17 protein-coding genes are annotated in these 23,370 nt (G+C 63.9%); 9 read left to right on the top strand and 8 right to left on the bottom strand.

The genetic code is table 11. The features are described 5' to 3' along the window. Nucleotides 1–104 precede the first annotated feature (104 nt). On the bottom strand, nucleotides 105–1,880 hold the full coding sequence (gene arc, locus M1L53_RS18785; protein WP_003944870.1) for a proteasome ATPase: 1,776 nt from the start codon (nucleotides 1,878–1,880) through the stop codon (nucleotides 105–107). Between the two features lie 195 nt (nucleotides 1,881–2,075). Between arc and M1L53_RS18780 the strand changes: the two genes are divergently transcribed. Next, entirely contained in the window at nucleotides 2,076–2,600 is a 525-nt protein-coding gene (locus M1L53_RS18780; RefSeq protein ID WP_030536339.1) for a hypothetical protein, read from the top strand. Between the two features lie 64 nt (nucleotides 2,601–2,664). Here the strand turns inward: M1L53_RS18780 and M1L53_RS18775 are convergent, their stop codons facing one another. Then, nucleotides 2,665–3,588 (bottom strand): tRNA (adenine-N1)-methyltransferase, encoded by a 924-nt coding sequence (locus tag M1L53_RS18775; protein WP_007729892.1) that lies wholly within the window; start codon nucleotides 3,586–3,588, stop codon nucleotides 2,665–2,667. 138 nt (nucleotides 3,589–3,726) lie between these two features. Between M1L53_RS18775 and M1L53_RS18770 the strand changes: the two genes are divergently transcribed. Further along, complete coding sequence (locus M1L53_RS18770) at nucleotides 3,727–4,617, top strand: RecB family exonuclease (RefSeq protein WP_370852750.1); 891 nt, start codon at nucleotides 3,727–3,729, stop codon at nucleotides 4,615–4,617. 1 nt (nucleotide 4,618) lies between these two features. Continuing rightward, nucleotides 4,619–5,428, top strand: a complete 810-nt coding sequence (locus M1L53_RS18765) for a thioesterase family protein (RefSeq protein ID WP_003944950.1) — start codon at nucleotides 4,619–4,621, stop codon at nucleotides 5,426–5,428. 46 nt (nucleotides 5,429–5,474) lie between these two features. Here M1L53_RS18765 and hisG read toward each other — a convergent pair whose 3' ends face one another. The 6 genes from hisG to metH form a co-directional block, all read right to left on the bottom strand. Beyond that, nucleotides 5,475–6,326, bottom strand: a complete 852-nt coding sequence (gene hisG / locus M1L53_RS18760) for an ATP phosphoribosyltransferase (RefSeq protein ID WP_003944905.1) — start codon at nucleotides 6,324–6,326, stop codon at nucleotides 5,475–5,477. Nucleotides 6,327–6,423: 97 nt separating this feature from the next. Beyond that, a complete protein-coding gene (locus M1L53_RS18755) occupies nucleotides 6,424–6,687 on the bottom strand; it encodes a phosphoribosyl-ATP diphosphatase (RefSeq protein ID WP_003944933.1) in 264 nt (87 codons plus the stop codon). A 59-nt stretch (nucleotides 6,688–6,746) separates the two neighbouring features. Then, nucleotides 6,747–7,607: a pseudouridine synthase gene (locus M1L53_RS18750; protein WP_054187397.1), complete on the bottom strand. Its 861-nt coding sequence runs from the start codon at nucleotides 7,605–7,607 to the stop codon at nucleotides 6,747–6,749. Between the two features lie 57 nt (nucleotides 7,608–7,664). Further along, entirely contained in the window at nucleotides 7,665–8,525 is an 861-nt protein-coding gene (locus M1L53_RS18745; protein ID WP_042450983.1) for a rhodanese-related sulfurtransferase, read from the bottom strand. A gap of 12 nt (nucleotides 8,526–8,537) precedes the next feature. Further along, complete coding sequence (locus tag M1L53_RS18740) at nucleotides 8,538–9,236, bottom strand: HAD family phosphatase (RefSeq protein WP_007729900.1); 699 nt, start codon at nucleotides 9,234–9,236, stop codon at nucleotides 8,538–8,540. After that, nucleotides 9,229–12,798 carry a methionine synthase gene (gene metH / locus M1L53_RS18735; RefSeq protein WP_047270513.1) on the bottom strand — a complete coding sequence of 1,190 codons (3,570 nt, stop codon included), beginning with the start codon at nucleotides 12,796–12,798 and terminating at the stop codon, nucleotides 9,229–9,231. Before metH ends, M1L53_RS18740 begins: the two co-directional genes overlap by 8 nt. Before the next feature lie 168 nt (nucleotides 12,799–12,966). Here metH and M1L53_RS18730 point away from each other — a divergent pair, with 168 nt between their 5' ends. The 6 genes from M1L53_RS18730 to M1L53_RS18705 all read left to right on the top strand — a co-directional run bounded on the left by M1L53_RS18730 (nucleotide 12,967) and on the right by M1L53_RS18705 (nucleotide 23,360). Continuing rightward, on the top strand, nucleotides 12,967–13,821 hold the full coding sequence (locus tag M1L53_RS18730) for a PAC2 family protein (protein ID WP_223257810.1): 855 nt from the start codon (nucleotides 12,967–12,969) through the stop codon (nucleotides 13,819–13,821). Then, nucleotides 13,818–14,978 (top strand): MFS transporter, encoded by a 1,161-nt coding sequence (locus M1L53_RS18725; RefSeq protein WP_054187393.1) that lies wholly within the window; start codon nucleotides 13,818–13,820, stop codon nucleotides 14,976–14,978. The genes M1L53_RS18730 and M1L53_RS18725 overlap by 4 nt, the downstream gene beginning before the upstream one ends. Before the next feature lie 146 nt (nucleotides 14,979–15,124). After that, complete coding sequence (locus tag M1L53_RS18720) at nucleotides 15,125–16,210, top strand: hypothetical protein (protein WP_054187392.1); 1,086 nt, start codon at nucleotides 15,125–15,127, stop codon at nucleotides 16,208–16,210. Nucleotides 16,211–16,243: 33 nt separating this feature from the next. After that, a complete protein-coding gene (locus M1L53_RS18715; RefSeq protein ID WP_019748531.1) occupies nucleotides 16,244–17,749 on the top strand; it encodes a TIGR02677 family protein in 1,506 nt (501 codons plus the stop codon). After that, the gene (locus tag M1L53_RS18710; RefSeq protein ID WP_054187391.1) at nucleotides 17,746–19,188 is read left to right on the top strand and encodes a TIGR02678 family protein; all 1,443 of its coding nucleotides are present in this window, start codon (nucleotides 17,746–17,748) and stop codon (nucleotides 19,186–19,188) included. The genes M1L53_RS18715 and M1L53_RS18710 overlap by 4 nt, the downstream gene beginning before the upstream one ends. Then, nucleotides 19,185–23,360, top strand: a complete 4,176-nt coding sequence (locus M1L53_RS18705; protein ID WP_054187390.1) for a TIGR02680 family protein — start codon at nucleotides 19,185–19,187, stop codon at nucleotides 23,358–23,360. Before M1L53_RS18710 ends, M1L53_RS18705 begins: the two co-directional genes overlap by 4 nt. The last annotated feature ends 10 nt before the right edge of the window (nucleotides 23,361–23,370 follow it).

Raw genomic sequence — 23,370 nt, 5'->3', positions numbered from 1 at the left:
CCAGCGCGACCGACCGGTCCAATCGCAACGAAGTCAACGGCAGCGACGCAGAGATCGGGCCGACAACTCTCGCGGAGTGGCCGGCCCGATCGATGTTCGTTTCGTTACAGGTACTGGCCCGTGTTCGACTCCGTGTCGATCGCGCGGCTCGCACTGGCGTTCTTGCCCGTGACGAGAGTGCGGATGTAGACGATCCGCTCACCCTTCTTGCCCGAAATACGTGCCCAGTCATCAGGATTGGTGGTGTTGGGCAGATCCTCGTTCTCGGCGAACTCGTCGACGATGGAATCGAAGAGGTGCTGCACACGCAAGCCCGGAGCACCGGTGTCGAGCACAGACTTGATCGCGTACTTCTTGGCGCGGTCGACGATGTTCTGGATCATCGCCCCCGAGTTGAAGTCCTTGAAGAACAGAACTTCCTTGTCGCCGTTGGCGTACGTGACCTCGAGGAAACGATTCTCTTCGCTCTCCGCGTACATGCGATCGACGACGCGAACGATCATCGCCTTCAAGCATGCAGTGCGATCTCCACCGAACTCGGCGAGGTCGTCTGCATTGATCGGCAGACCGTCCACCAGGTACTTCGAGAAGATGTCCTGAGCGGATTCCGCGTCGGGGCGCTCGATCTTGATCTTCACGTCCAGTCGGCCGGGACGCAGGATGGCCGGGTCGATCATGTCCTCACGGTTGGAAGCGCCGATGACGATGACGTTCTCGAGCCCTTCCACACCGTCGATCTCGCTGAGCAGCTGCGGAACGACCGTTGTCTCCACGTCGGAGGAGACTCCCGAACCACGGGTACGGAAGATCGAGTCCATCTCGTCGAAGAAGACGATCACCGGAGTGCCCTCGGACGCCTTCTCACGAGCACGCTGGAAGATCATCCGGATGTGACGCTCGGTTTCGCCGACGAACTTGTTCAGAAGTTCCGGGCCCTTGATGTTCAGGAAGTAGGACTTGGCGTCCTTGCTGTCCTGACCGCGGGCTTCGGCGATCTTCTTGGCCAACGAGTTGGCGACGGCCTTGGCGATGAGCGTCTTGCCGCAACCAGGCGGACCGTAGAGCAGTACACCCTTCGGCGGCCTCAGTGAGTACTCGTGGAACAGATCCTTGTGGAGGAACGGGAGTTCGACGGCATCACGGATCTGTTCGATCTGACGCCCGAGACCACCGATGTCGTCGTAGTGAACGTCCGGAACTTCTTCGAGAACCAGATCTTCGACCTCGGCCTTCGGGATGCGCTCGAAGGCGTACCCGGCCTTGGTGTCGACGAGCAACGAGTCGCCCGGACGCAGTTTCCTGGTCGGAGAATCGGCGTCGTACGCGATGATGTCGGCTTCGGGGTCGGCGAAGACGGCTGCCAACGGCGCTGCGAGCCAGACGATGCGCTCTTCGTCGGCATGGCCGACCACCAGTGCGCGCAAGCCGTCGTCGAGTACCTCACGGAGCGTGCTGATCTCACCGACCTGCTCGTAGGTGCCGGCCTCGACGATGGTGAGTGCCTCGTTGAGGCGAACCGTCTGCCCGAGGGCGAGGGTGTCCGTGTCGATGTTCGGTGAGCACGTCAACCGCATCTTGCGACCCGACGTGAACACGTCGACGGTCTTGTCCTCGTGTACCGAGAGAAGGACTCCGTAACCGCTCGGCGGTTGACCGAGTCTGTCGACTTCTTCACGAAGCGCGATGAGCTGCTGACGGGCCTCTTTGAGGGTGTCCATCAACTTGCTGTTTCGGATGGACAACGAGTCCACCTTCGACTCCAGCTCACGCACCTGCTCCGGCGATTGTGCAAGTTGTCGGCGCAGTACTTGTGCTTCCACTCGTAGCGCGTGGAGTTCTTCTGCTGCCGCAACCGAATCCGGGTTCTCTGTCGAGCTCATGTGCGTCTCCTCCCAGTGCGATCCATCAACGCTACCGGCATAAGGCCCCAACTGTCGCCAGACACGGTGCGCGAGTGCGAATTCACACCTGCGCGCGGACCGTGCCGACTGGTCTCGAGCCAGAATTTGGTCATGTTAGCCTTGCCTACAAGATGGAGACAGCGCCTGTCTCTCTTTACAACGAAAGGTAACGCTGTGATCATCCGCAAGACTCTCATCAGCGCTTGTGCTGTCGCTGCCGTCCTGACCATGGGTGCATGCAGCTCGGACGACAACAAGGATTCGACGGCTGCAAGTTCGACTTCCGCCGCCGCCTCGAGCACCACGGCCAAGGCCTCGGCTTCCGCCACGACGTCAGCTGCCGCTGCCGCAGCGGCTCCGACGGCCGAGGAGCTCAACGCTTCGCTCGTCGCTCTGATCGATCCGGCCAAGCCGATCGAGGAGAAGACCGCTCTGGTGGTCGACGGAACCAAGCGTCAGGCCAACATCGAGACGATGAGTGCTGCGCTGGGCGGTAACCCTGCCTACGCGATCACGTTCAACGTGGACAACGTCAAGGTCGACGGTCAGACCGCAACCGCAGACGTCGCCGTCGTCAGCCCGCACGGCGCCGCCCCGGCCACCCCGTGGACCTGGGAGCTCGAAGACGGCTCCTGGAAGCTGTCCGACACCTCGGCATGCGCGCTCCTGGAAATGGGCCGCGCTTCCTGCACCGCATAACTTCCAGCTACTACAAGAGCGGCGATCCGGATACCGGATCGCCGCTCTTGTTGTTTTCGTGTGACTACTTGGCCGCGGTGTTCGAGCCCTTGCCCGCACGCCGCTGCGGCTTCGGGGTGACAGTTCCTTCGGCGAGACGACGAGCGCTCACGAGGAACGCGGTGTGGCCTTGCATCCGATGTTCGGGGCGCACCGCCAATCCGACGACGTGCCAACCGCGCACGATCGATTCCCACGAGCGGGGCTCGGTCCAGCATTCTTGCTCCCGCATCGCCTCGACGACCTTCGAGAGCTGAGTAACGGTCGCGACGTAGACGATCAACACGCCGCCCGGCACGAGTGCCTTCGAGACGGCGGGCAGGACGTCCCACGGGGCCAGCATGTCGAGGACGACGCGATCGACCTTGCCTCCGTGCGCTTCCGGATCGAACTCGGCGAGATCGGCGATGGTCAGTTCCCAGTTCGGCGGACGTTCCCCGAAGAAGGTCTCGACGTTGCGAACCGCATGTTCGGCATGATCGTCGCGGACCTCGTAGGAGATGACCTTGCCCTCGGGTCCGACGGCACGCAGCAGCGAACATGTCAGTGCGCCGGAGCCGGCTCCGGCCTCGAGCACGCGTGCTCCGGGGAACACGTCGCCTTCGTGGACGATCTGAGCTGCGTCCTTCGGGTAGATGACCTGGGCACCGCGCGGCATGGACAGCACGTAGTCCACCAGCAGGGGGCGCAGTGCGAGATAGGGCGTGCCGTTGACCGACTTGACGACGCTGCCCTCGTCGGCACCGATCAGATCGTTGTGAACGATTCCGCCCTTGTGGGTGTGGTATTCGCGGTTCGCCTCGAGAACGATCGTGTAGTGGCGTCCCTTGCCGTCGGTCAGCTGTACTCGGTCGCCGACGCGGAACGGACCTGACGGCCGCTTGCCCGGCGCAGTGAGATCAGCTTCTGGAAGCTCTTGTTCGGGAATCTCGGCGACAGCGGACTGCACAACCTCATCCACTTCGGTCGTGCCTTCTTCTGGTTGCAGCTCGTTCGCCATGCGCAGATGATCCCTGTTCGCTTGTTTCCGGTGTCCTCGCCACCGGCTCCGACGGAGTTGTCGGACCAACCGCATAGCCTGCCAGGTGTGAGCTCTGTCGAATTGCCAACCCCCACTCCAACGGGTGCAACATCACACGAGCGCCCGCGTAGTCGGCCGGCGCTCTCTCCGTCTCGGGCGGGTGACTACAAACAATGCCCCCTGCTCTATCGCTTCCGAGCAGTCGACAGAATTCCGGAAACGCCAACCAGAGCCCAGGTCAGAGGCACCGTCGTACACGCGGCACTGGAAGCACTGTTTGCACTCCCGACCGGTCACCGGGTTCCGGATCGCGCAGCCGAACTCGTCCGTCCCGCGTGGGAACGTGTCAGTGCCGAGTCTCCCGAGGCCGCTGACCTTGTTCCGGAGGGCGAGCTGGATTCGTTCCTCGACGAAGTCGGCAAGCTCGTCGCGACGTACTACACGCTCGAAGATCCCACTCGATTCGATGCCGAGGCGTGCGAGGTCTACGTCGAGACCGAATTGGAGAACGGCGTTCGACTCCGCGGCTTCGTCGACCGGATAGACGTTGCACCGACGGGTGAGGTGCGGGTGGTCGACTACAAGACCGGAAAAGCGCCTCGCGAGTTCACCGAATCCAAGGCGCTCTTCCAGATGAAGTTCTACGCGCTCGTACTGCTGCGCACTCGCGGAATCGTTCCCGCACAACTGCGCCTGATCTATCTGGCCTCCGGCTCGATTCTCACGTACGCCCCGGATCACGACGAGCTCATCCGATTCGAGCGAACCCTCTCCGCCATCTGGAAAGCGATCCTCGCAGCAGGTGCGACCGGAGACTTCAGACCCAAGCCTGGCAAACTGTGCGACTGGTGCGATCACAAGTCACTGTGCCCCTCGTTCGGCGGAACACCTCCGCCCTATCCAGGTTGGCCGGACCTGCTGAGCACCGAACCTGTTGCCGCAAAGGAGAATTCATAACATGACGGACAGTTCGTACTACCGCTACCTCGGAACGACGGAGGAAGGGCACGAGCGGTTCGCGAGCACGCAGGCAACTGTCAGCATCTGGGGCCCGACACTGCAGCACGGCGCTCCCCCGTCGGCGCTGTTGGTACGAGCCCTCGAGCGGTGCGGTGCGCGCGACGAAACCCGTCTGACGCGCGTCGTCGTCGAGATTCTCGGACCGATTCCGATTGCCGACCTCGAAGTCCGGTCCTGGATCGAACGACCCGGTCGCCGAATCGAATTGATCGTCGCCGAACTGTGGGCAACCACCGCCGACGGATCTGCACGCGCGGTTGCGCGCGGTACGGCGTGGCGGATGGAGACGGTGGATACCGGCGACGTCGTCCACGTAGTCGATCCCCCGCTCGAACCCCGCGACAGCGGCACCCCGGGCGTTCTCGAGGGTCTGTGGAGCGTCGGCTATCTCAAGACCCTCGACTGGTCCTGGATTGCTCCGATCGGGTGCGTGGGAACCGGGAAGGTATGGGCGCGCCCCAAGCCAGAGCTGGTCGAGGGTGAGAAGATGTCTGCTCTCGAGCGTTTGTTCGCGGTGGCCGACATCTCAAACGGGGTCGGCGCCAAGCTCGACCCGGAGCACTGGACGTTCCTCAACACAGATCTCACGGTGCATATCTTCCGTGTGCCCGAGGGAGAGTGGGTCGGTGTCGCCGCCGAAACCACAACGGGTCCGGACGGCGTCGGCATGTGTGCGGGCGTGCTCTACGACGAGCAGGGTGCCGTGGGCCGTATCGCCCAGACTTTGCAGATTCGCGCCCGTTCCTGATTTCCAGGAACGGGCGCGAATGCGCGTAAATCTATTCAGGCAGTGATCAGAAAGCGCGTACCGAGCGGATGTTCGACGCGAGGATGGCCTTGGCACCGAGTTCGGCCAAGGCATCCATCACCTGGTTGTGTCCCTTGATCGGGACCATCGCGCGAACCGCGACCCAGTCGGGATCGGCCAACGGTGAGAGGGTCGGCGATTCCATACCGGGAGTCATCTTGATGGCGTCGTCGAGGATGGTGCGCGGGCAGTCGTAGTCGATCATCAGATTCTGCTGCGCGAAGACAATTCCGCGTACGCGTTCGATGAGCTGGTTGCGGGCGGGATCGTCCTGCGGAGCGCCGGTGCGCTCGATCAGGACACCTTCGGAATCGCAGAGCGATTCACCGAAAGCCACGAGGTTGTGTTGGCGGAGAGTACGACCCGATCCGACCACGTCGGCGATCGCGTCGGCGACGCCGAGCTGAATCGAGATTTCCACTGCTCCGTCGAGACGGATGACGGTGGCGTCGAGTCCGCGATCTGTGAGGTCCTTACGGACCAGGTTCGGGTACGACGTTGCAATGCGCAGGCCGGACAGATCCTCGACGGCCCAGTCCTTGCCGGCAGGTGCTGCGTAACGGAACGACGAACGGCCGAAGCCCAGTGACAGACGCTCGGATACGGGAGCACCCGAGTCGCCGGCGAGATCACGACCGGTGATGCCGAGATCCAGCTCACCGGAGCCGACGTAGATCGCAATGTCCTTGGGGCGCAAGAAGAAGAACTCGACCTGATTGGCCGGATCGAGGACTGTCAGATCACGGGAATCGGTGCGTCGACGGTAGCCGGCCTCGCTGAGAATCTCGGCGGCGGACTCGGACAGTGAGCCTTTGTTGGGAACTGCTACGCGCAGCATGGTGGATGTCCTTTCGGAAGGTGTGGGTGACGTGAGACGACATGAATCGGAAGCCCTGGACGAGCGAGACGGAGTACATCTCGCTGGTCAGCTCCGATCACAGATGTCGGTACACGTCCTCGAGGGTCAGTCCGCGACCGACCATCAACACCTGCGTCCAGTACAGCAGCTGGGAAATTTCCTCGGCTAGCTGCTCATCGCTCTGGTATTCCGCAGCGATCCACACTTCACCGGCTTCCTCGATGACCTTTTTGCCCTGAGCATGCACACCGGCGTCGAGGGCGGCGACAGTGCCGGACCCCTCGGGGCGAGTAGCAGCACGCTCGGTCAATTCGGCGAACAAGGATTCGAAGGTCTTCACGGGTAGCTATTCTTTCACGAGGACGGAAGCGGTTTTCACACGCCCACGAACAGCGGTGTTCACAGGCCTGCGTCGAGGCTGCGCGAACTCACGAACCTGCGGGTCTGCCCGGTGATCGGATCCGGGTACTCCAACGCTCGCGCCAACAATCGCAACGGAGTCGAGAAGTCACCGGGCACTGCGGGCAGATACTCCGGATAGTAGTTGTCACCGACGATCGGGACGCCCAGCGAGTTGAGGTGCAGCCGAAGCTGATGGGTCCGGCCGGTCCGTGGGAGCAACCTGTATCGCCCGAGCGTCCGGCCGGCCGAGTCGGTGATCACCTCGATCAGTTCGATCGACGTCTCACTGTTCGGCTCGCCCGCGATTTCGGTAGCCGTCATCTCGCCGTGAACTTTGTTGATGCGGCTGCGCACCGTGCGAGGGAAAGTCAGTTCCGGATCGAAGCCCGCAATCGCCTCGTACTCCTTGACGATCCGCTGCTCGGCAAAAAGTTCCTGGTACGGCCGTCGTAGGTCCGGTGTCACGGTGAACACGATGACACCCGCCGTCATCCGGTCGAGGCGGTGAACTGGCGCAAGATCTGGAAGGTCCAGGTCACGACGCAGGCGCACGACTGCGCTTTCGACGATGTGCGCTCCCCGTGGAATGGTCGCCAGGAAGTGCGGTTTGTCGATCACGAGAATCGAGTCGTCGCGGTACAAGATCTCGATCTCGTGCGGAACCGGAATCTCGGGGGCCGGCTCGCGGTAGAAGTACACGAACCGGGTCGGCTGATAGGGCGTTCGGCTCGTGATCTTCCGCCCGTGCTCGTCGACGACGTCCCCGGCGCTGACGAGGTCCGCCCACAGGTCCCGCTCCCCGGGATGCGCGCCGACCAGGTGCTCGAGGACGGTCCGCGCCGACGACTCCGCCGGCATCCGCAGCCGGTCAGGTCCGAGACCGTTTCGGATCGGCAACGGAGCCTTGGGCACAGCTCAGTCCTGCTCGAGGTCTGGTGAACAACTCTCGCAGAGCAATTCGAGGGTTCGGCCGTCGCCGTCGATCCGGTTGCGGTACCGCGGGGTCGGAGTACCACAATCGACACACACGCCGAGTGTCTTGGCTTCGGATGAGAACTCGATGTTCATCCGCTTGTCGAACACGTACAGGGAACCGTCCCAGAGGCCGCGGTCGCCGAAAGTCTCGCCGTAACGGACGATTCCGCCGTCCAACTGATAGACCTCGTCGAAGCCACGTGAGCGCATCAGCGAAGACAACACCTCACAGCGCACTCCGCCGGTGCAGTACGTGACCACGGCTTTGCCCTTGAGATGGTCGTATTTGCCACTGTCGAGTTCGTTGACGAAATCCCGAGTGGTGGCGACGTCCGGAACTATCGCATCTCGGAAACGGCCGATCTCGGCTTCGAAGGCATTGCGCCCGTCGAAGAACACGACGTCGTCACCGCGAGTGTCGACGAGTTCGTGTAGTTCCTTGGGCACCAGGTGAACTCCTCCGCCGACCACACCGTTCTCGTCGACTTTCAGCTCGTCGGGGGCACCGAACGTCACGATCTCCGAGCGTGCCTTGACACTCAGACGAGGGAAATCGTTCCCGAGGCCGTCCGACCACTTGATGTCAGCGGTACGGAAGGGTTCGTAACCACGCGTACCACGGACATATCGCTTGACATCCTCGATGTCTCCGCCGACCGTCGCGTTGATCCCGTGCGGCGAGACGATGATCCGGCCCGTCAGGTTGTTGGACTCGGCCAGGCTGTGCTGCCACAGCTTGATCGCTTCCGGGTCCGCCAACGGCGTGAACTGGTAGAAGAGAACAATTTTCGGAATAGCCACAGCAAATCCAGCCTAACGTGCCGCGCTCGAGTGAACGTCGTGAAGATCGTGAATGGACAAGTCCAACAGGGACTCTCGAAACACGCGTCCAGGGCCGGCGGGGACGTCGACCTCACACGGAACGACGAGCACCGCGCAACCCGCAGCGCTGGCCGACGCCGTGCCGGTCGGCGAGTCCTCGATCGCGAGGCACTGCGCCGGCTCGAGTCCGAGCAGATGCGCGCCGCGCAGGTACGGATCCGCTGCCGGTTTCCCGTTGGGGACCTCGTCGCCACACACCGAATGGTCGAAGAACTCACGGCCGAGCATGCCGAGTGCCCGATCGACCAGAACTCGCTCGGTGTTGGTGACCAGTGCAGAACGCAGACCACCGTCACGCACGGTCGACAGTGCGTCGCGAGCACCCGGCCGCCAGGTCACGCCGTCCTCGAACAGATCGCCGACGCGGGTGTACATCCAGTCCTTCGCCTCGGCGATGGCATCGGGATGCTTCTCCAGGCCGAGAGCGTCGAACACCGTCGCAAGGGCGAAGGGACTCGACGCACCGATGACGGCAACGCGTGTCGCTTCCGTCATCGGTCCGCCCAGGCGTAGGGACAGCTCACGAAGCGCGATGTCCCACAGCTTCTCCGAATCGAGCAGGGTGCCGTCCATGTCCCACAGGACACCACCGAGCGTTGATTCGGATACTTCGGTCAACAACTCAGACATTGAAATACTTTGCTTCCGGGTGGTGCAGGACAAAAGCGTCCGTGGACTGCTCGGGATGCAGCTGCAGCTCCTCGGACAATTCGACGCCGATTCGTTCGGGTTCGAGCAACGCAACCAACTTGGCTCGATCCTCGAGATCCGGGCACGCGCCGTATCCGAACGAATAACGAGCGCCGCGGTACTCGAGATCGAAGTAACCGGCAACCTCGGTGGGATCCTGCTCCGCGACGGTGTGACCCTCGGGAAGCACTAGCTCTTCACGGACGCGTCGATGCCAGTACTCGGCCAGAGACTCCGTGAGCTGGACACCGATTCCGTGAACCTCGAGGTAATCGCGGTACGAGTTCGATGCGAACAACTCGTTGGCGAAGTCCGCGATCGGCTGACCCATCGTCACCAACTGGAACGGAAGAACGTCGACCTGCCCGGTGGCCTCGGCGTCCTTGCGCGAGCGAACGAAGTCCGCGATGCACAGGAAGCGGTCGCGGTGCTGGCGCGGGTAGGTGAACCGGAACCTTTCGGGTGCATCCGGTTTCGGCTCGGTGAGCACGATGACGTCGTCGCCCTCCGAGATCGCCGGGAAGTACCCGTACACGACCGCGGCATGCGCGAGGATGCCCTCGGACGTCAACCGATCGAGCCAGTACCGAAGTCGCGGACGGCCTTCCGACTCGACCAGTTCCTCGTACGTCGGACCGTCGCCCTTGCGCTGACCGCGAAGGCCCCACTGGCCGAGGAAAAGAGCGCGCTCGTCGAGCAGCCCCGAGTACTCGGACAGTGAGATTCCCTTGACGATGCGCGAGCCCCAGAAGGGAGGTGTCGGTACCGCGATGTCGGTTGCGACATCGGAACGCTCCGGCAGGACCACGGGAACCGCTGCAGCCTTACGCTTTTCGGCGATGCGCTTGGAACGCTCGTGACGTGCCTTACGCTCGGCAGCCTTCTCGCGAGCAGCGATGGCCTCCGGGCTGTCCGGCGCCGGGCCGCCACCACGCTTGGTCGTCATGATCTGGTCCATCAAGTTCAGACCCTCGAAGGCGTCGCGGGCATAGCTGACGTCGCCCTCGTACACCTCCTGCAGGTCGTTCTCGACGTAGGAGCGCGTGAGCGCCGCACCACCGAGCAGCACCGGGAACTTCTCGGCGACTCCACGTGCGTTGAGTTCCTGGAGGTTTTCCTTCATCACGACAGTGGACTTCACGAGCAGTCCGGACATGCCGATCACGTCGGCTTTCTTGTCCAACGCGACGTCGAGGATGGTCGCGATCGGCTGCTTGATACCGATGTTGACGACCTCGTAGCCGTTGTTGCTCAAGATGATGTCGACCAGGTTCTTGCCGATGTCGTGAACGTCGCCCTTGACGGTCGCGATCACGATGCGACCCTTGCCGTCCTCGTCGCTCGCTTCCATGTGCGGTTCGAGGAATGCCACGGCAGCCTTCATGACCTCGGCCGACTGCAACACGAACGGCAACTGCATCTGTCCGGAGCCGAACAGCTCGCCGACGGTCTTCATGCCCGAGAGCAAGGTCTCGTTGATGATGGCCAGCGGAGGCTTGATCGTCATCGCCTCGGTGAGGTCGTCGTCGAGGCCGTTGCGCTCACCGTCGACGATGCGGCGTTCGAGCCGGTCGAACAACGGAAGTCCCGCCAGTTCCTGCGCACGAGACTCACGCGCCGACGCTGCCGAAACGCCCTCGAACAGAGCCATCAGCTTCTGCAGCGGGTCGTACCCCTCGCTACGACGGTCGTAGACGAGGTCGAGTGCAGTTTCACGCTGCTCGTCCGGAATTCGGGCCATCGGCAGAATCTTGGACGCATGAACGATCGCCGTGTCCAGACCTGCCTCGGTGCACTCGTGCAGGAACACCGAGTTGAGGACCTGACGAGCTGCCGGGTTCAAACCGAACGAGATGTTCGAGATACCCAGGGTGAAGTGGAGTTCCGGGTACGCAGCCTTGAGCTGACGGATCGCTTCGATGGTCTCGATGCCGTCGCGTCGTACCTCTTCCTGACCGGTCGAGATGGGGAAGGTCAAGGCGTCGACGATGATGTCGGACTCGGCGAGTCCCCAGTTTCCCTTGATGTCCTCGATCAGACGCTTGGCGATGGCGACCTTCGTCTCGGCGGTGCGAGCCTGGCCCTCTTCGTCGATGGTCAGGGCGACGACCGCCGCGCCGTGCTCCTTGACCAGAGTCATGATCTTGTGGAAACGCGATTCGGGGCCGGCGCCGTCTTCGTAGTTGACGGAGTTGACGGCGCAGCGGCCACCGAGGTGCTCGAGGCCGGCCTGCAGGACGGCAGGCTCGGTGGAGTCGAGCATGATCGGCAGCGTCGAGGACGTCGCCAGGCGGCTGGCAAGTTCCGACATGTCGGCGGCACCGTCGCGGCCCACGTAGTCGACGTTGAGGTCGAGCATGTGTGCGCCGTCGCGGGTCTGGTCCTTGGCGATGTCCAGGCACTTCTGGTAGTCCGCGGAGAGCATCGCCTCGCGGAAAGCCTTGGAGCCGTTGGAGTTCGTGCGTTCGCCGATCATCAGGATGCTGGCGTCCTGCTCGAACGGCACCGCCGAGTACAGCGAAGAGGTGCTCGGCTCGTGGATCGGCGTGCGCTGGGCCTTCTCGACCTGACGGACCGCGTCGGCGACCGCGCTGATGTGCTCGGGCGTCGTACCGCAGCAGCCACCGACGAGGCCGAGTCCGAACTCGGAGACGAAACCACTGAGGGCTTCGGCCAATTCGTCGGCAGTCAGCGGATACTCGGCGCCCTTGGGGCCGAGCTGCGGCAGGCCGGCATTGGGCATGACCGACACCGGCAGCGTGGAGTACTTGGACAGATGACGGAGATGTTCACTCATCTCGGCCGGCCCGGTGGCGCAGTTCAGACCGATCATGTCGATACCGAGTGGCTCGAGTGCCGTCAGCGCCGCACCGATCTCACTGCCGAGGAGCATCGTTCCGGTTGTCTCGACCGTCACGTGAGTGATGATCGGCAACCGCAGTCCGAGTTGCTCCATCGCACGCTGGCTGCCGAGGATTGCAGCTTTCACCTGAAGCAGGTCCTGGCAGGTTTCGACGAGGATGGCGTCGGCGCCACCGTCGATCATGCCGAGCGCAGCTTCGGTGTACGCGTCACGCAGGACTGCGTACGGTGCGTGTCCCAGGCTGGGGAGCTTGGTTCCCGGTCCCATCGAGCCGAGTACGAATCGGGCCATGCCGTCGCGGCCTGGTCCCATCTCGTCCGCTACTTCACGGGCGAGAGCAGTGCCTTTTTCCGCGAGTTCGCGGATCCGGTGAGAGATGTCGTAGTCGGCGAGGTTGGGCAGGTTGCAACCGAAGGTGTTGGTCTCGACGGCATCGGCACCAGCGGCGAAGTACGCACGGTGGATGTCTTTGAGCACGTCGGGACGGGTGTCGTTGAGGATCTCATTGCACCCCTCGAGGCCGAGGAAGTCGTCCAGGGTGAGGTCCGCGGCCTGCAACATGGTGCCCATCGCTCCGTCGCCGATGACAACGCGCTGTTTCAGCGCATCAAGCAGGGCAGAGTTAAATGGGGCAGACATGCCGTCCAGAGTAGTGGGCGCACCGACAAGCTCTGGCCGTAGGCTGGGTGGGTGAGTCCAAGTGAGTTCCCCGTCACTCCCGACGGCCCGGTCGATTTCGATGATTCCGCGGCCTTCGAGAGCCCTGACGGCTTTGCCGTCGACAGCAGCGACCGCCTCGAGGGCGACATCCCTGTCCTACGTGATCCCATCCTCGTTGCAGCTTTCGAGGGCTGGAACGACGCCGGTGACGCAGCCAGCGGTGCGGTCGAACATCTCGAGCTGATCTGGGATGCCCAGCCGCTCGCCGAACTCGATTCAGAGGACTACTACGACTATCAGGTCAACCGCCCCACAGTCCGGCAGGTCGACGGTGTCACTCGCGAAATCGTTTGGCCGGCAACACGTTTGTCGGTCTGTTCGCCTCCTGGCAGCGAGAGCGACATCGTCCTGCTTCGCGGGATCGAGCCCAACATGCGGTGGCGCAGTTTCTGCGAGGATCTGCTCGAGCTGATCGACCAACTGAACGTCAAGACGGTCGTCATCCTCGGCGCCCTGCTCGCCGATACTCCGCACACCCGACCGGTCCCGGTGACGGGCACGGCCTACAGCAGTGAATCCGCCGCCCGATTCAACCTGGAACAGACGCGGTACGAAGGCCCGACGGGCATCACCGGGGTTCTTCAGGACGAGTGCGTTCGTGCTGGTGTACCCGCTATTTCGTTCTGGGCGGCGGTTCCGCACTACGTCTCGCAGCCACCCAACCCGAAGGCCACAGTGGCCCTCCTTCAACGAGTCGAGGATGTTCTCGACATCGAGGTCCCACTCGGGGAGCTCCCGGCTCAGTCGGAGGATTGGGAGGAAGCGGTCAACGAAATGACCGCGGACGACGAGGAAATCGGCGAATACGTGCGCACCCTGGAAGAACGGGGAGACGCCGAAACCGACATCAGCGAAGCAATCTCCAAGATCGACGGCGACGCCATCGCCGCGGAATTCGAGCGCTACCTCAGACGGCGAGGCCCCGGCAGCTTCGGACTGTGAGCAAGAACACTCCAGAAGAAGGTGGAAGTACGCAGCGCCCACTGCGCCTCCAGCTTCAACTGATCGCGCTGTACGCCGGCGGGTTCCTCGGCCCGTTCGGCGGCGGCGTGGTTGCTTCGATCCTTCCCGAGATCGGTGACGATCTAGGGGTCGGTCCGTCGGCGGCCGCCTCTTCCCTCACCGCGTACCTGCTCCCCTTCGCCGCTCTGATGTTGGTGTCGGGGACACTCGGGACGCGGTGGGGCAAGGTTCGGACGGTGCGCATCGCTTACGGCGTCTACGTCCTCGCGTCGTTGGCATGCTTCGTCGCCCCGACACTCGAGATCTTCCTTGCCGCCCGGGTACTGCAGGGCTCCGCGAACGCATTCACCACGCCGCTACTGCTTGCCTCGTTGGCGGCCGCAACACCGCAGGCACGGCTGGGTCGAGCCCTCGGAGCCTTCGGCGCTTTCCAGGCCGCAGGGCAGTCGTCGGCTCCGTTGATCGGCGGACTGGCGGCCGAATTCGACTGGCGTCTGGCCTTTCTCGTCATCGCAGTGGTCGCGGGCATTCTGGGAGCCGTCGGACTTCCGAAGTCCGAAGCACCGGCAGCGACCACTCCCGCCCGTCTCCGCGATGCATTACGCCCCGAAGTGCTCCGCATCGGTATCGCTGCATTGCTCGGCTGGGGCGCCCTCGGTGGACTGAGCTTCCTGCTCGCCTTCCGCTTCGAAGACGAGTTCGGGCTGTCCCCCACCGTCCGCGGCCTACTGCTCACCGTCTTCGGCGTGGCCGGCATCCTCTCGGCCCGGCGCATCGGAATCCTCATCGATCGCATCGGCGCACGCTCCTCCGTGATGATCGGCGCCCTGGGCGGAGCAGTTCTGGTCTCCGTCGTCGGCCTTGCCGGCTTGGTGCCGGTGATCGCGATCGCATGGTTTGTCGCAGGCGTCGCGAGCCAGTTCGTGCTGGTCGGCGTCAACGCGGCGGTCCTCGGATCCGCGGGGCCGAACCGTGGCGGCGCCGTGTCCGTCGTCCAAGCGATGCGCTTCGGCGGCGCCGCTCTTGCTCCCCTGGCCCTGACACCGATTTACGACTCTTCGCCTGCCGCGAGCTTCCTGATCCCCGCACTACTGCTCGCCGTCGTCGCTCCCCTGATCATGCCGAAGCAACGCTGATCGGTCTCGGCAATTTCGAATTTGAAGTTGTGTAGGTAGTGAGTTTCTCGGCGAAAGTGACCACCGTTGTCGCGAGGCTGTCAGGCCGAATGTTATTCGGAAAATCTTGTGTTTCCGTCGTCGACAGATATTGATACCATTGGAACATGAGCGATTCTGAGTCGGAACCGGAACGGCCGATCGACATTTTTCGGCGATCGGTTGCCGTCATCGAAGAAAATTTGCCTCCTACCTGGTCTTTGTCGACACAGCGCTCCCCCGACCTGTCCGAGGCGCCACTCCGACTCGACCTCCGCTCCCCTGACGGCGCGGTGGCCAAATTCGGCGTCTACGCCGCTCACGGTGTCCTGAGCAGCGACGTTCCCGGTATCGCCGATCGCTTCCCCACCGGTCAATCGGGCTTCGTGTGCGCAAAATATCTGTCCGAGCCGGTTCGCCGGCAGCTCGATTCCCACGCGATCTCGTACGCAGACGCCACGGGCAACGTGTCGTTGACCGCTGATCGACCCGCCGTCTGGGTGCGTGGACGCGGAGCCGACGCCGATCCGTGGCGGGGGCCCGGACGTCCTTCCGGACAGTTGACGGGCGATCCGTCAGCTCGCGTCGTGCGTGCGCTTGCCGATTTCGCGGCGCCACTGGCGATCACTGCCTTGGTGCGCCTGGCCGGTGCGTCGACGGGAGCAACCTATCGGGTGGTTCAGACACTGTCGGATCGTGAACTGGTGACCAGGCTCCCCCGCGGTGGGATCGGTGACGTCCGCTGGCCGAAGATGCTTCGTGAATGGGCGGCTGAGGCCGGGGCCAAAGCGCCGACGCCTCACGGCTTTCACGCGCCGGACGGGTTGGAAGCACTCTTCGATCAACTGCGTCAGCTCAGCGGTCACATCTACGCCGGTACCGCCTCGGTGGCCGCCGCACCCTTTGCTCGGTACGCGCCCACTCGACGTGCCCACTTCCATGCCGACAACGTCGATCAGTTCGCCGACGCTCTCGGACTACGGCGGGTGGAATCCGGCGGTGACGTGTGGATCACCGCTCCCCTCTCACCGTCTGCCTTCGACCGATTGCTCACCCGCGACGGCATCCGCATCGTCGCCCCCAGCCAAGCGTTCGCCGATCTGCTGGTCGGCCCGGACTCCGACGAGGCGGCGGCCGAGCACCTGCTCACATGGATGATCGAGAACGAATCGCAGTGGCGACGCGCCGCATCCCCTGCTACGGATCGCCCGTAGGAAAAAGAGGGGGCGTCTCTCGCCTACCCTGTCATGGTGGAAGAAACGAGTGCGCCCGATTACGCCGCGTACGCCGACACCAATCGACTGAAGCTGTTTTCGTTCACGATCGCGGAAAAACGGGCCGAGTACCTCTGGGTACTTCGTGCCTTCGACCATGCTCGCGCCAACTACACCGTCCTGCTGCATGCCGGAGCCGTCGCGCAAATCCTCGAGAAGATCGGTGGATCGGATCCGGCGGCCGATCTGTCGGCAGCAGAGGTCACTCCCCTTTTGGATCAGCTCCACGTGTGGGAGATCCTCGAGCGCAGCTACGACGGCACCCGCGCGGCCACGCTGGCCGAGTACCGCAATCGCCACTTCGTCTACCAGTTCGGTCAGGCCGGATACCAGGTCTATCGATCAGTCGAAGACGTTCTCGCCGCACGCCTGGACTCGGCGTCGCTCTCGCGTCTCGCTTTGCCGGACCTGCTCGCAGACATGTCCGAACTCGCCGAGGCCAACCGAAGCTCCGACGGCGATCTGATCTTCCGCAAGCTCAAGCGCCTCGACTCGACACTCTCCGACATGGCTGATCGAGCCGCGCACTTCTATCTGACCCTCGGGGACCTCGTACGGACCACGGAGATCACTCCGCAGGCTTTCCTCACGCACAAGGACGCTCTGCTCACGCACATGCGGGAGTTCAGCTCCGATCTGGCGCGCTACGCCCCCAAGCTCAAGGAAGCGATCGAGCACGTCGAATCCACCGGGGTCGATCGCATGATCCGCCTCGCCGCCGCCAGTGACGAACGGGTGTTCGTCCCGATCACCGAACGCGAAGACGACTGGGCTGCGCGTTGGCGAGGATTGACCGCCTGGTTCGTCTCCGCGGAATCGGGGATCAGCGAGTCCGAGCGTCTACGTGAGGGCACGATGAGCGCGATCGCCGCGGTTCTGGCGCTCCTTCGCCGCGTCACGGAAACCCGTCGCGGCGGCGTCAGCCGTGAGAGCCAGCTCCGGCACCTCGCCGGCTGGTTCGCCGCCACGCCGTCCGAAGACGCAGCTCATGCTCTGTTCCAGGCAGTGTTCGACCTCGGTCGTCCACGCCATCTCTCGATGGTGCATCCGGACGCCGACATCATTTCGCACTCACGCTCGTGGTGGGAGGCACCGCCGGTCGAGATCGCGCGAACACTCGCCGAAACCGGCCGCCCGCCCTCACCCGGCTTGCCGAGCAAAGTCGCCCGCAACGACGGCAGCATCCGCCGCCTGCGCGAAGAGCAGTTGGCGGCGCAACGTACGCGCAGTGCCGCGGCGCAATCCCTCGCGTCGAACGGTGTTTATCAGCGCGAACTCAACGAGCAGGAGACCGAAGTTTTGCTGAGTCTGCTCAATGCAGCACTGACCGCGCGCGTTCCGGTGGTGGGACGCGTCAAGAGCTCCACCGGTAGTGAGAACGGGGTGAAGCTGACGCTCAGTCCCTCGGACGGTTCGACCACCATCAAGACTGCTCGCGGACGAATGCATCTCGACGGCATCGAGGTCAGTGTTCGATGAGAGCTCGCGAGATCACGCCCCTAGCCCTCGATTCGTACCAACGAGCGGCGCGTGTGATTCTGTCCAATCACCTGATCACCTCGACGTACCCGGATCGAATTGCGTTGCCGCTCTTGCGCCGTTGGGCCACCGAGCTACGTGACGACTTACTGGAGCTGTTCGGATACCGCCTCGAGGTGACAGAGACCACCGCTCGCCTGTTCACGGTGTCGGATCGGCTCAACCCGTCGGCACCGGCCCGAACTGCCTCCGAGCGAACCTTCGATCGCACGCGTTACGCCTACCTGGCATTGTGCCTGGCCGCGTTGGGCCGCGCCGGGAACCAGATCACGTTGTCGGAGTTGGCGGATCACGTCGCGGCCGATGCTGCACAAGTCGACGGCGTCGAACTCTCCACCGATCGTGCGTCCGACCGCGACGCCTTCGTCGACGCAGTGGGCTGGCTCGGAGTCAGAGGCGCCATCGCCCTCGCCGACGGTGACGCAAACGGCTGGGCGTCCAATCCCGAAGCGGGAGAAGCGCTCTACGACATCGACCGTTCCGTCGTCGTAGCGCTGTTCCGTCCACCGCGCGCCCTGCAGCACCTACACTCCATCCGCGGACTCCTGGCCGTCGAGACCTCGAGCGCCTCCGAGGACGACGGAATTCCCGTGGACGCGAAAGAGATCGGACGCCGAGTACGTCGGGCACTCGTCGAGCGCCCGGTCGTACTGGCCGGTGAACTCGATCAGCACGAATTGATCGCGTTGGCGCAGCCCAAGACCGCGTCGGAAGTCGAACTACTGACGGGGTTGGTGGCCGAGCGCCGCGCCGAGGGAATCGCGATGATCGATCCCACCGGCCGACTCTCCGACGTCCGCTTCCCGAGCACCGGAACGATCGCTCAGGTGGCACTTCTCCTGGCCGGCGAGATTGCCGACCGCGTACTCGACGTCGACGCTCCTGAACTGCCGAAACTTCCGATCCCGCACGTGTCGGACGATCACCTGATCGAACAACTCGATGCCGCCATCCCCGAGGCCGGGATCTTCGAGGACCTCGCCGACGAGGACGACGACTTCGTGCTGCCCGCCGGCGAACCGGCCGAGCCACCGCCACCCGTCACGTACCCGAAAATCGACGACGACTGGCTCGCTGACAAGGTCACCGAGTTGGTGGACCAGTTCGGGCGAACTTTCGCGGCGCAGTGGCAGGCCGATCACAACGGGCTGCGCAAGCAGGCGCTCGGGTTGCTGCAACGTCTGCGCCTGACGCATGCGGTCGACGGCGGCGTACTGGTGTTGCCCGTCCTTGCCCGGTACCGCGACGTCGTGGTCTCCGTGCGCGAACGCGATCCTCAGATCGACTTCGCGGTGGACAACTCCGCACCGGATCCGGTCGACGAATTCGGCCCCGAACCTTCCCCCAACGGCGAACTATCAGAGGTAGAGAACGTATGAGCAACGCCCGCTTCCGACCTACTCGGGCTGGAATCATCAACCTCTGGGATTACCGAGACCAAGAGTTCTCGTTCGCCGACGGTCGACTGGTTCTGCGGGGACCCAACGGATCCGGCAAGACCAAGGCCCTCGAGGTCCTGTTCCCGTTCGTCTTCGACGGCCGCATCGAACCGCGGCGCCTCAACCCGTTCGCCGGTGAAGAGCGCACGATGAAGTCCAACCTGCTCTACCGGGGCCAAGACAGCGCGCACTCCTACGTGTGGATGGAGTTCTGCCGCGGCTCCCTCGAAGATCCCGAGTCGGTGACCGTGGGAATCGGCATGCGCGCAACACGCACCAACGACAAGGTCACCCGCTGGTACTTCGTCGCCGACGGCCGCGTCGGAGTCGACTTCTCGCTGATCGGCAACGACGATCGTCCTCTCACCAAGAAGCAGTTGGCCGAACAACTCGGCAGCGATTCCATCACCGACCGTCCCCTCGACTACCGCACAGCCATCGACGCGCGAATGTTCGGTCTCGGTGTGCAGCGCTACGACCAGCTGATCAATCTCATTCTCACGCTTCGCCGCCCCCAGCTCGCGAAGAACCTCGACCCGAAGGGCCTTTCGCAGGCACTCACCGACGGTCTCCGTCCACTCGACGATCAGTTGGTCCTCGAAGCTGCGCGTTCGTTCAGCGACATGGAGGAAGTCGGCCGCGCGCTCGAGGGGCTCGCGGCCGCCGATCAGGCAGCCCAGAGTTTCATCGGGGTCTACACCAAGTACCTGCGTCAGCAGTCTCGCGGAGAGATCGAACAGGTCAGCACCCGCCTCGCAGCGGTCACCAGAGGTGTTGCCGCCATGGACGAGTCGTCGCTCGCCCAGACCCGCAGCCGTGAGGCGCGGGCAGCAGCCGAGGAGCGCTTCAACCAGGCCGAGCAGGCACTCGAGAACGCGCGCGCCAATGTCGAAGCACTGCAACGCTCGAGCGCGTACGAAGGCAAACAGCAACTCGACGACCTCGCCCAGGCCGTCGCGACGCTCAAGCTCTCGACCGAGCAGCAGGCAGACAAGTCCCGGAAAGCGCAGGCCGCACTCGCACAACGCGGCGACGAAGCCGACAAGGCTGCATCGTCGGTCAAGCGTGCGGCCGAAGCACTCTCGCGCGCCGAGGACGAACTGCAGGCGGCAGCCGAGGACGCCGGCATCGTCTGGACTCCCCTGCCCGACGGCTCACGCAGTGACCAGATCACGGCAGCAGTCCGTGGCCATGCCGAGGAGCGTGACGGTGACGTACGCGTCGTCCGCACCGCACTGGCGACCGTCGAGAAGGCGGCGACCGAACGAACCCGGGCCGAAAACAGCTCTCGCCGTGGACAAGAGCTGCTCGAAGCGTCCAAGGCCGCGGTACTCGAGGGCGAAGCTGCCGTGGAACTCGCACGCAGTCAGTGCGCCAGCGGGCTGCGCGCGTGGTGGACCGATCACTCCTCCCTGTTTTCGGCTGTCGGCGCCGACACGTCGCTGTTCGAAGCTCTCGACGCGGCGCTCGCCGAGGTCGGCGACGAAGACGCTCCGGCGCTGTCCGCAGTTCTCGCCGAGCACACCGAGGCCGGCACCGAGACGCTGCGCGAGCGTCGACGTGAGGCCGAAGCTGAAATATCTGCATCACACGCCTCCATCGCGGCTCTCAAATCCGAGCGCAAGGCCGTCTCCGCGGAACACGACGACGCTCCGCCTGCCTTCCACGCACGCACCGACAACCGCAGTGAACTGGGTGGTGCACCGCTATGGCAGTTGGTGCGCTTCGCCGATTCCGTCGAACCAGACGTGGCCACGGGAATCGAATCCGCACTCCAGGCGGCAAATCTGCTCGACGGCTGGGTCTGCCCGGACGAGAAGATTCCCGAGCACGTCAGCGAGCAGTTCCTGACGGCTCTGCCCGTCAAGCAGCGTCCGAAGGGACGAACGCTGGGCGACGTCCTCGAGGTCGAAGGCAATGCCGACGTACCCGACGCTCGGGTACAGGACATTCTCGCGTCGATCAGTCTCGTCGAGGCGCCGGGCGACTCCGATGCAAGCGTCGCGATCGGCGTCGACGGCCGCTTCTGGCAGGGCGTCGCGCGTGGCCGGCACGTCAAGGCCGACGCCGAGTACATCGGCACCACAGCACGGGCGCGTCGACGTGAGGCTCGGATCACCGAGATCGACGCGGCTCTGGAAGAACTTGCCGCGGCAGTCGATACGGCCAAGGCACTGGTGGCGCAGACCAACGAGCAACTGAGCCGGATCAACTCTGCGGCAAAGGAATTGCCGAAGACAGGTTCGATCCTGCGCGCACTCAAGACGGTCACCGAATCCGCCGGCGCACTCCGTACTCGCTCGGAGGCCACGGAAACGGCACAACGCGAACTCGATGCGGCGATCGCTGATCTCGCGGCGAAGGAAAAGCAACTCCGAGCGACGGCGTCGCAGCACCGGACGCCGCATATCGGCCGTGAACTCGACTCCCTCGCGGCGGCGATCCGTCATTTCGAGAAGCAGGGGGAACTGGCGCTGCGCTGCCGACGGGAGCATGCCAAGGAAGTCGAACTCGAACGCGAGTCTCGCGACCGTCTCGACGAATCACGCGCCAATGCGGAGGAATTCGCCGAGGAAGCCGCCATCGCCGAGGAGAGTCTGCTCCAGCAGGTGCAGCGTCTCGAGACGCTGCGCGACACCCTCGGTGCCAGCGCCGAGCAGATCGACCTGGACCTGGCAAAAGCCCGCGCGAAGATCGAAGAATGCAAGGTCGAACAGCGTGCGGCGCGAAAGGCATACGACGCCGCCGTCCTCCAGATCGGCACGGCGGAGGGTGCGTACAACACCGCCGTGGAGACCTTGCGTCACACCCTGACCGAAACCCGCAGTGATGCAGAGCGACTCGCACCCTACGCGCGCCCGGACCTTCTCGAGTTGTTGGGCGTCAAGGAACATCTGAGCTGGCCGGCAAGTTCAGCGGCGTGGATGAGCCCCGATCAGTTGGTCTACCGCATCCAGAACGAAGATCGCAGCGAGGACGCAGCCCACCCGCCCGTCCTCCCCGAAGACGTCGACAGGTTGTACCGAGCGCTCGAGGCTGCGACCTCGGCAGTCCGAGTCACCGACGGCGCCCGAAAGGCAACCCGCACGGCACTGACCTCGGCGCTGCAGGACTTCGACGCGCAACTCGCAGCGGCCGGACAGGACTACCGTCTGCAGTGGGATGCACCGGATGGGCTGACCGTCGTACGAGTCCAGGACGATCAGGGCTATTCGTCGATCGGCGAGTTCGCAACGCGGATCCACGACGCTCGCGGCGATCAGGAGCAGTTGCTCACCGAATCCGAGCGTCGCATTCTCGAAGATGCCCTGTTGACGGGATTGGCTCAGCAGATCCACGAGCGCACGGTCGACGCACGCGAGTTGATCGCACAGATGGGCACCGAGATGCGTGAGCGTCGGATGTCCTCAGGCAATACCATCGGCGTTCACTGGGTGCTCGCCGACAACCTCGACGACAGCTCGCGGGCAATCTCCAAGCTGCTGGATCGAGACGCGTCGGCCCTCGGCGTCGATGAACTGGCAACTCTGCGAGCACATTTCGCGACGCAGATCCGTACCGCCCGCGCGGCGCACCCCGAACGCTCGTACCCGGAGATTCTGTCCTCGGCGCTCGACTACCGTCAATGGCGCGTGTTCTCGTTCACCCTCATCAGCGGTGAGGGCAAGGAAGACCGTCTTACCGTCGCGCGGCACAGCGCGCTGTCCGGTGGCGAGCAGTCGGTTTCGCTGCACCTTCCGCTCTTCGCGGCGGCGCACGTCATGTTGGACTCGGCCGACCCGCACGCCCCGCGTCTGCTGGCACTCGACGAGGCTTTCGCCGGTGTCGACGACAACGGTCGCAGCGAGCTTCTCGGCTTGAGCGTTCAGTTCGACCTGGACCTCTTCATGACCGGCTACGACCTGTGGATCACGTACGCAGACGTCCCCGGCTGTGCGCACTACGACCTCGCGCACTCCACGGCCGAACAGGCTGTCAGCGCCGCGCTGCTGGTCTGGTCGAACGGTGAGCTGCTCGCCGAGCACGACGGAACGGATCTGGCGAGGGCATTGGGCTCGCCGCTACGGCGCCGGGTACCGACACCAGCCGAAGGTGCGTTGGACTACGCCTAGAAACTGCTGT

The sequence above is a fragment of the Rhodococcus sp. T9N genome (genome assembly GCF_024436645.1).
GTDB lineage: Bacteria > Actinomycetota > Actinomycetes > Mycobacteriales > Mycobacteriaceae > Rhodococcus_F > Rhodococcus_F qingshengii.
The sequence above is the reverse complement of the archived record's forward strand: the minus strand, read 5'-3'. Positions and strand labels throughout refer to the sequence as shown.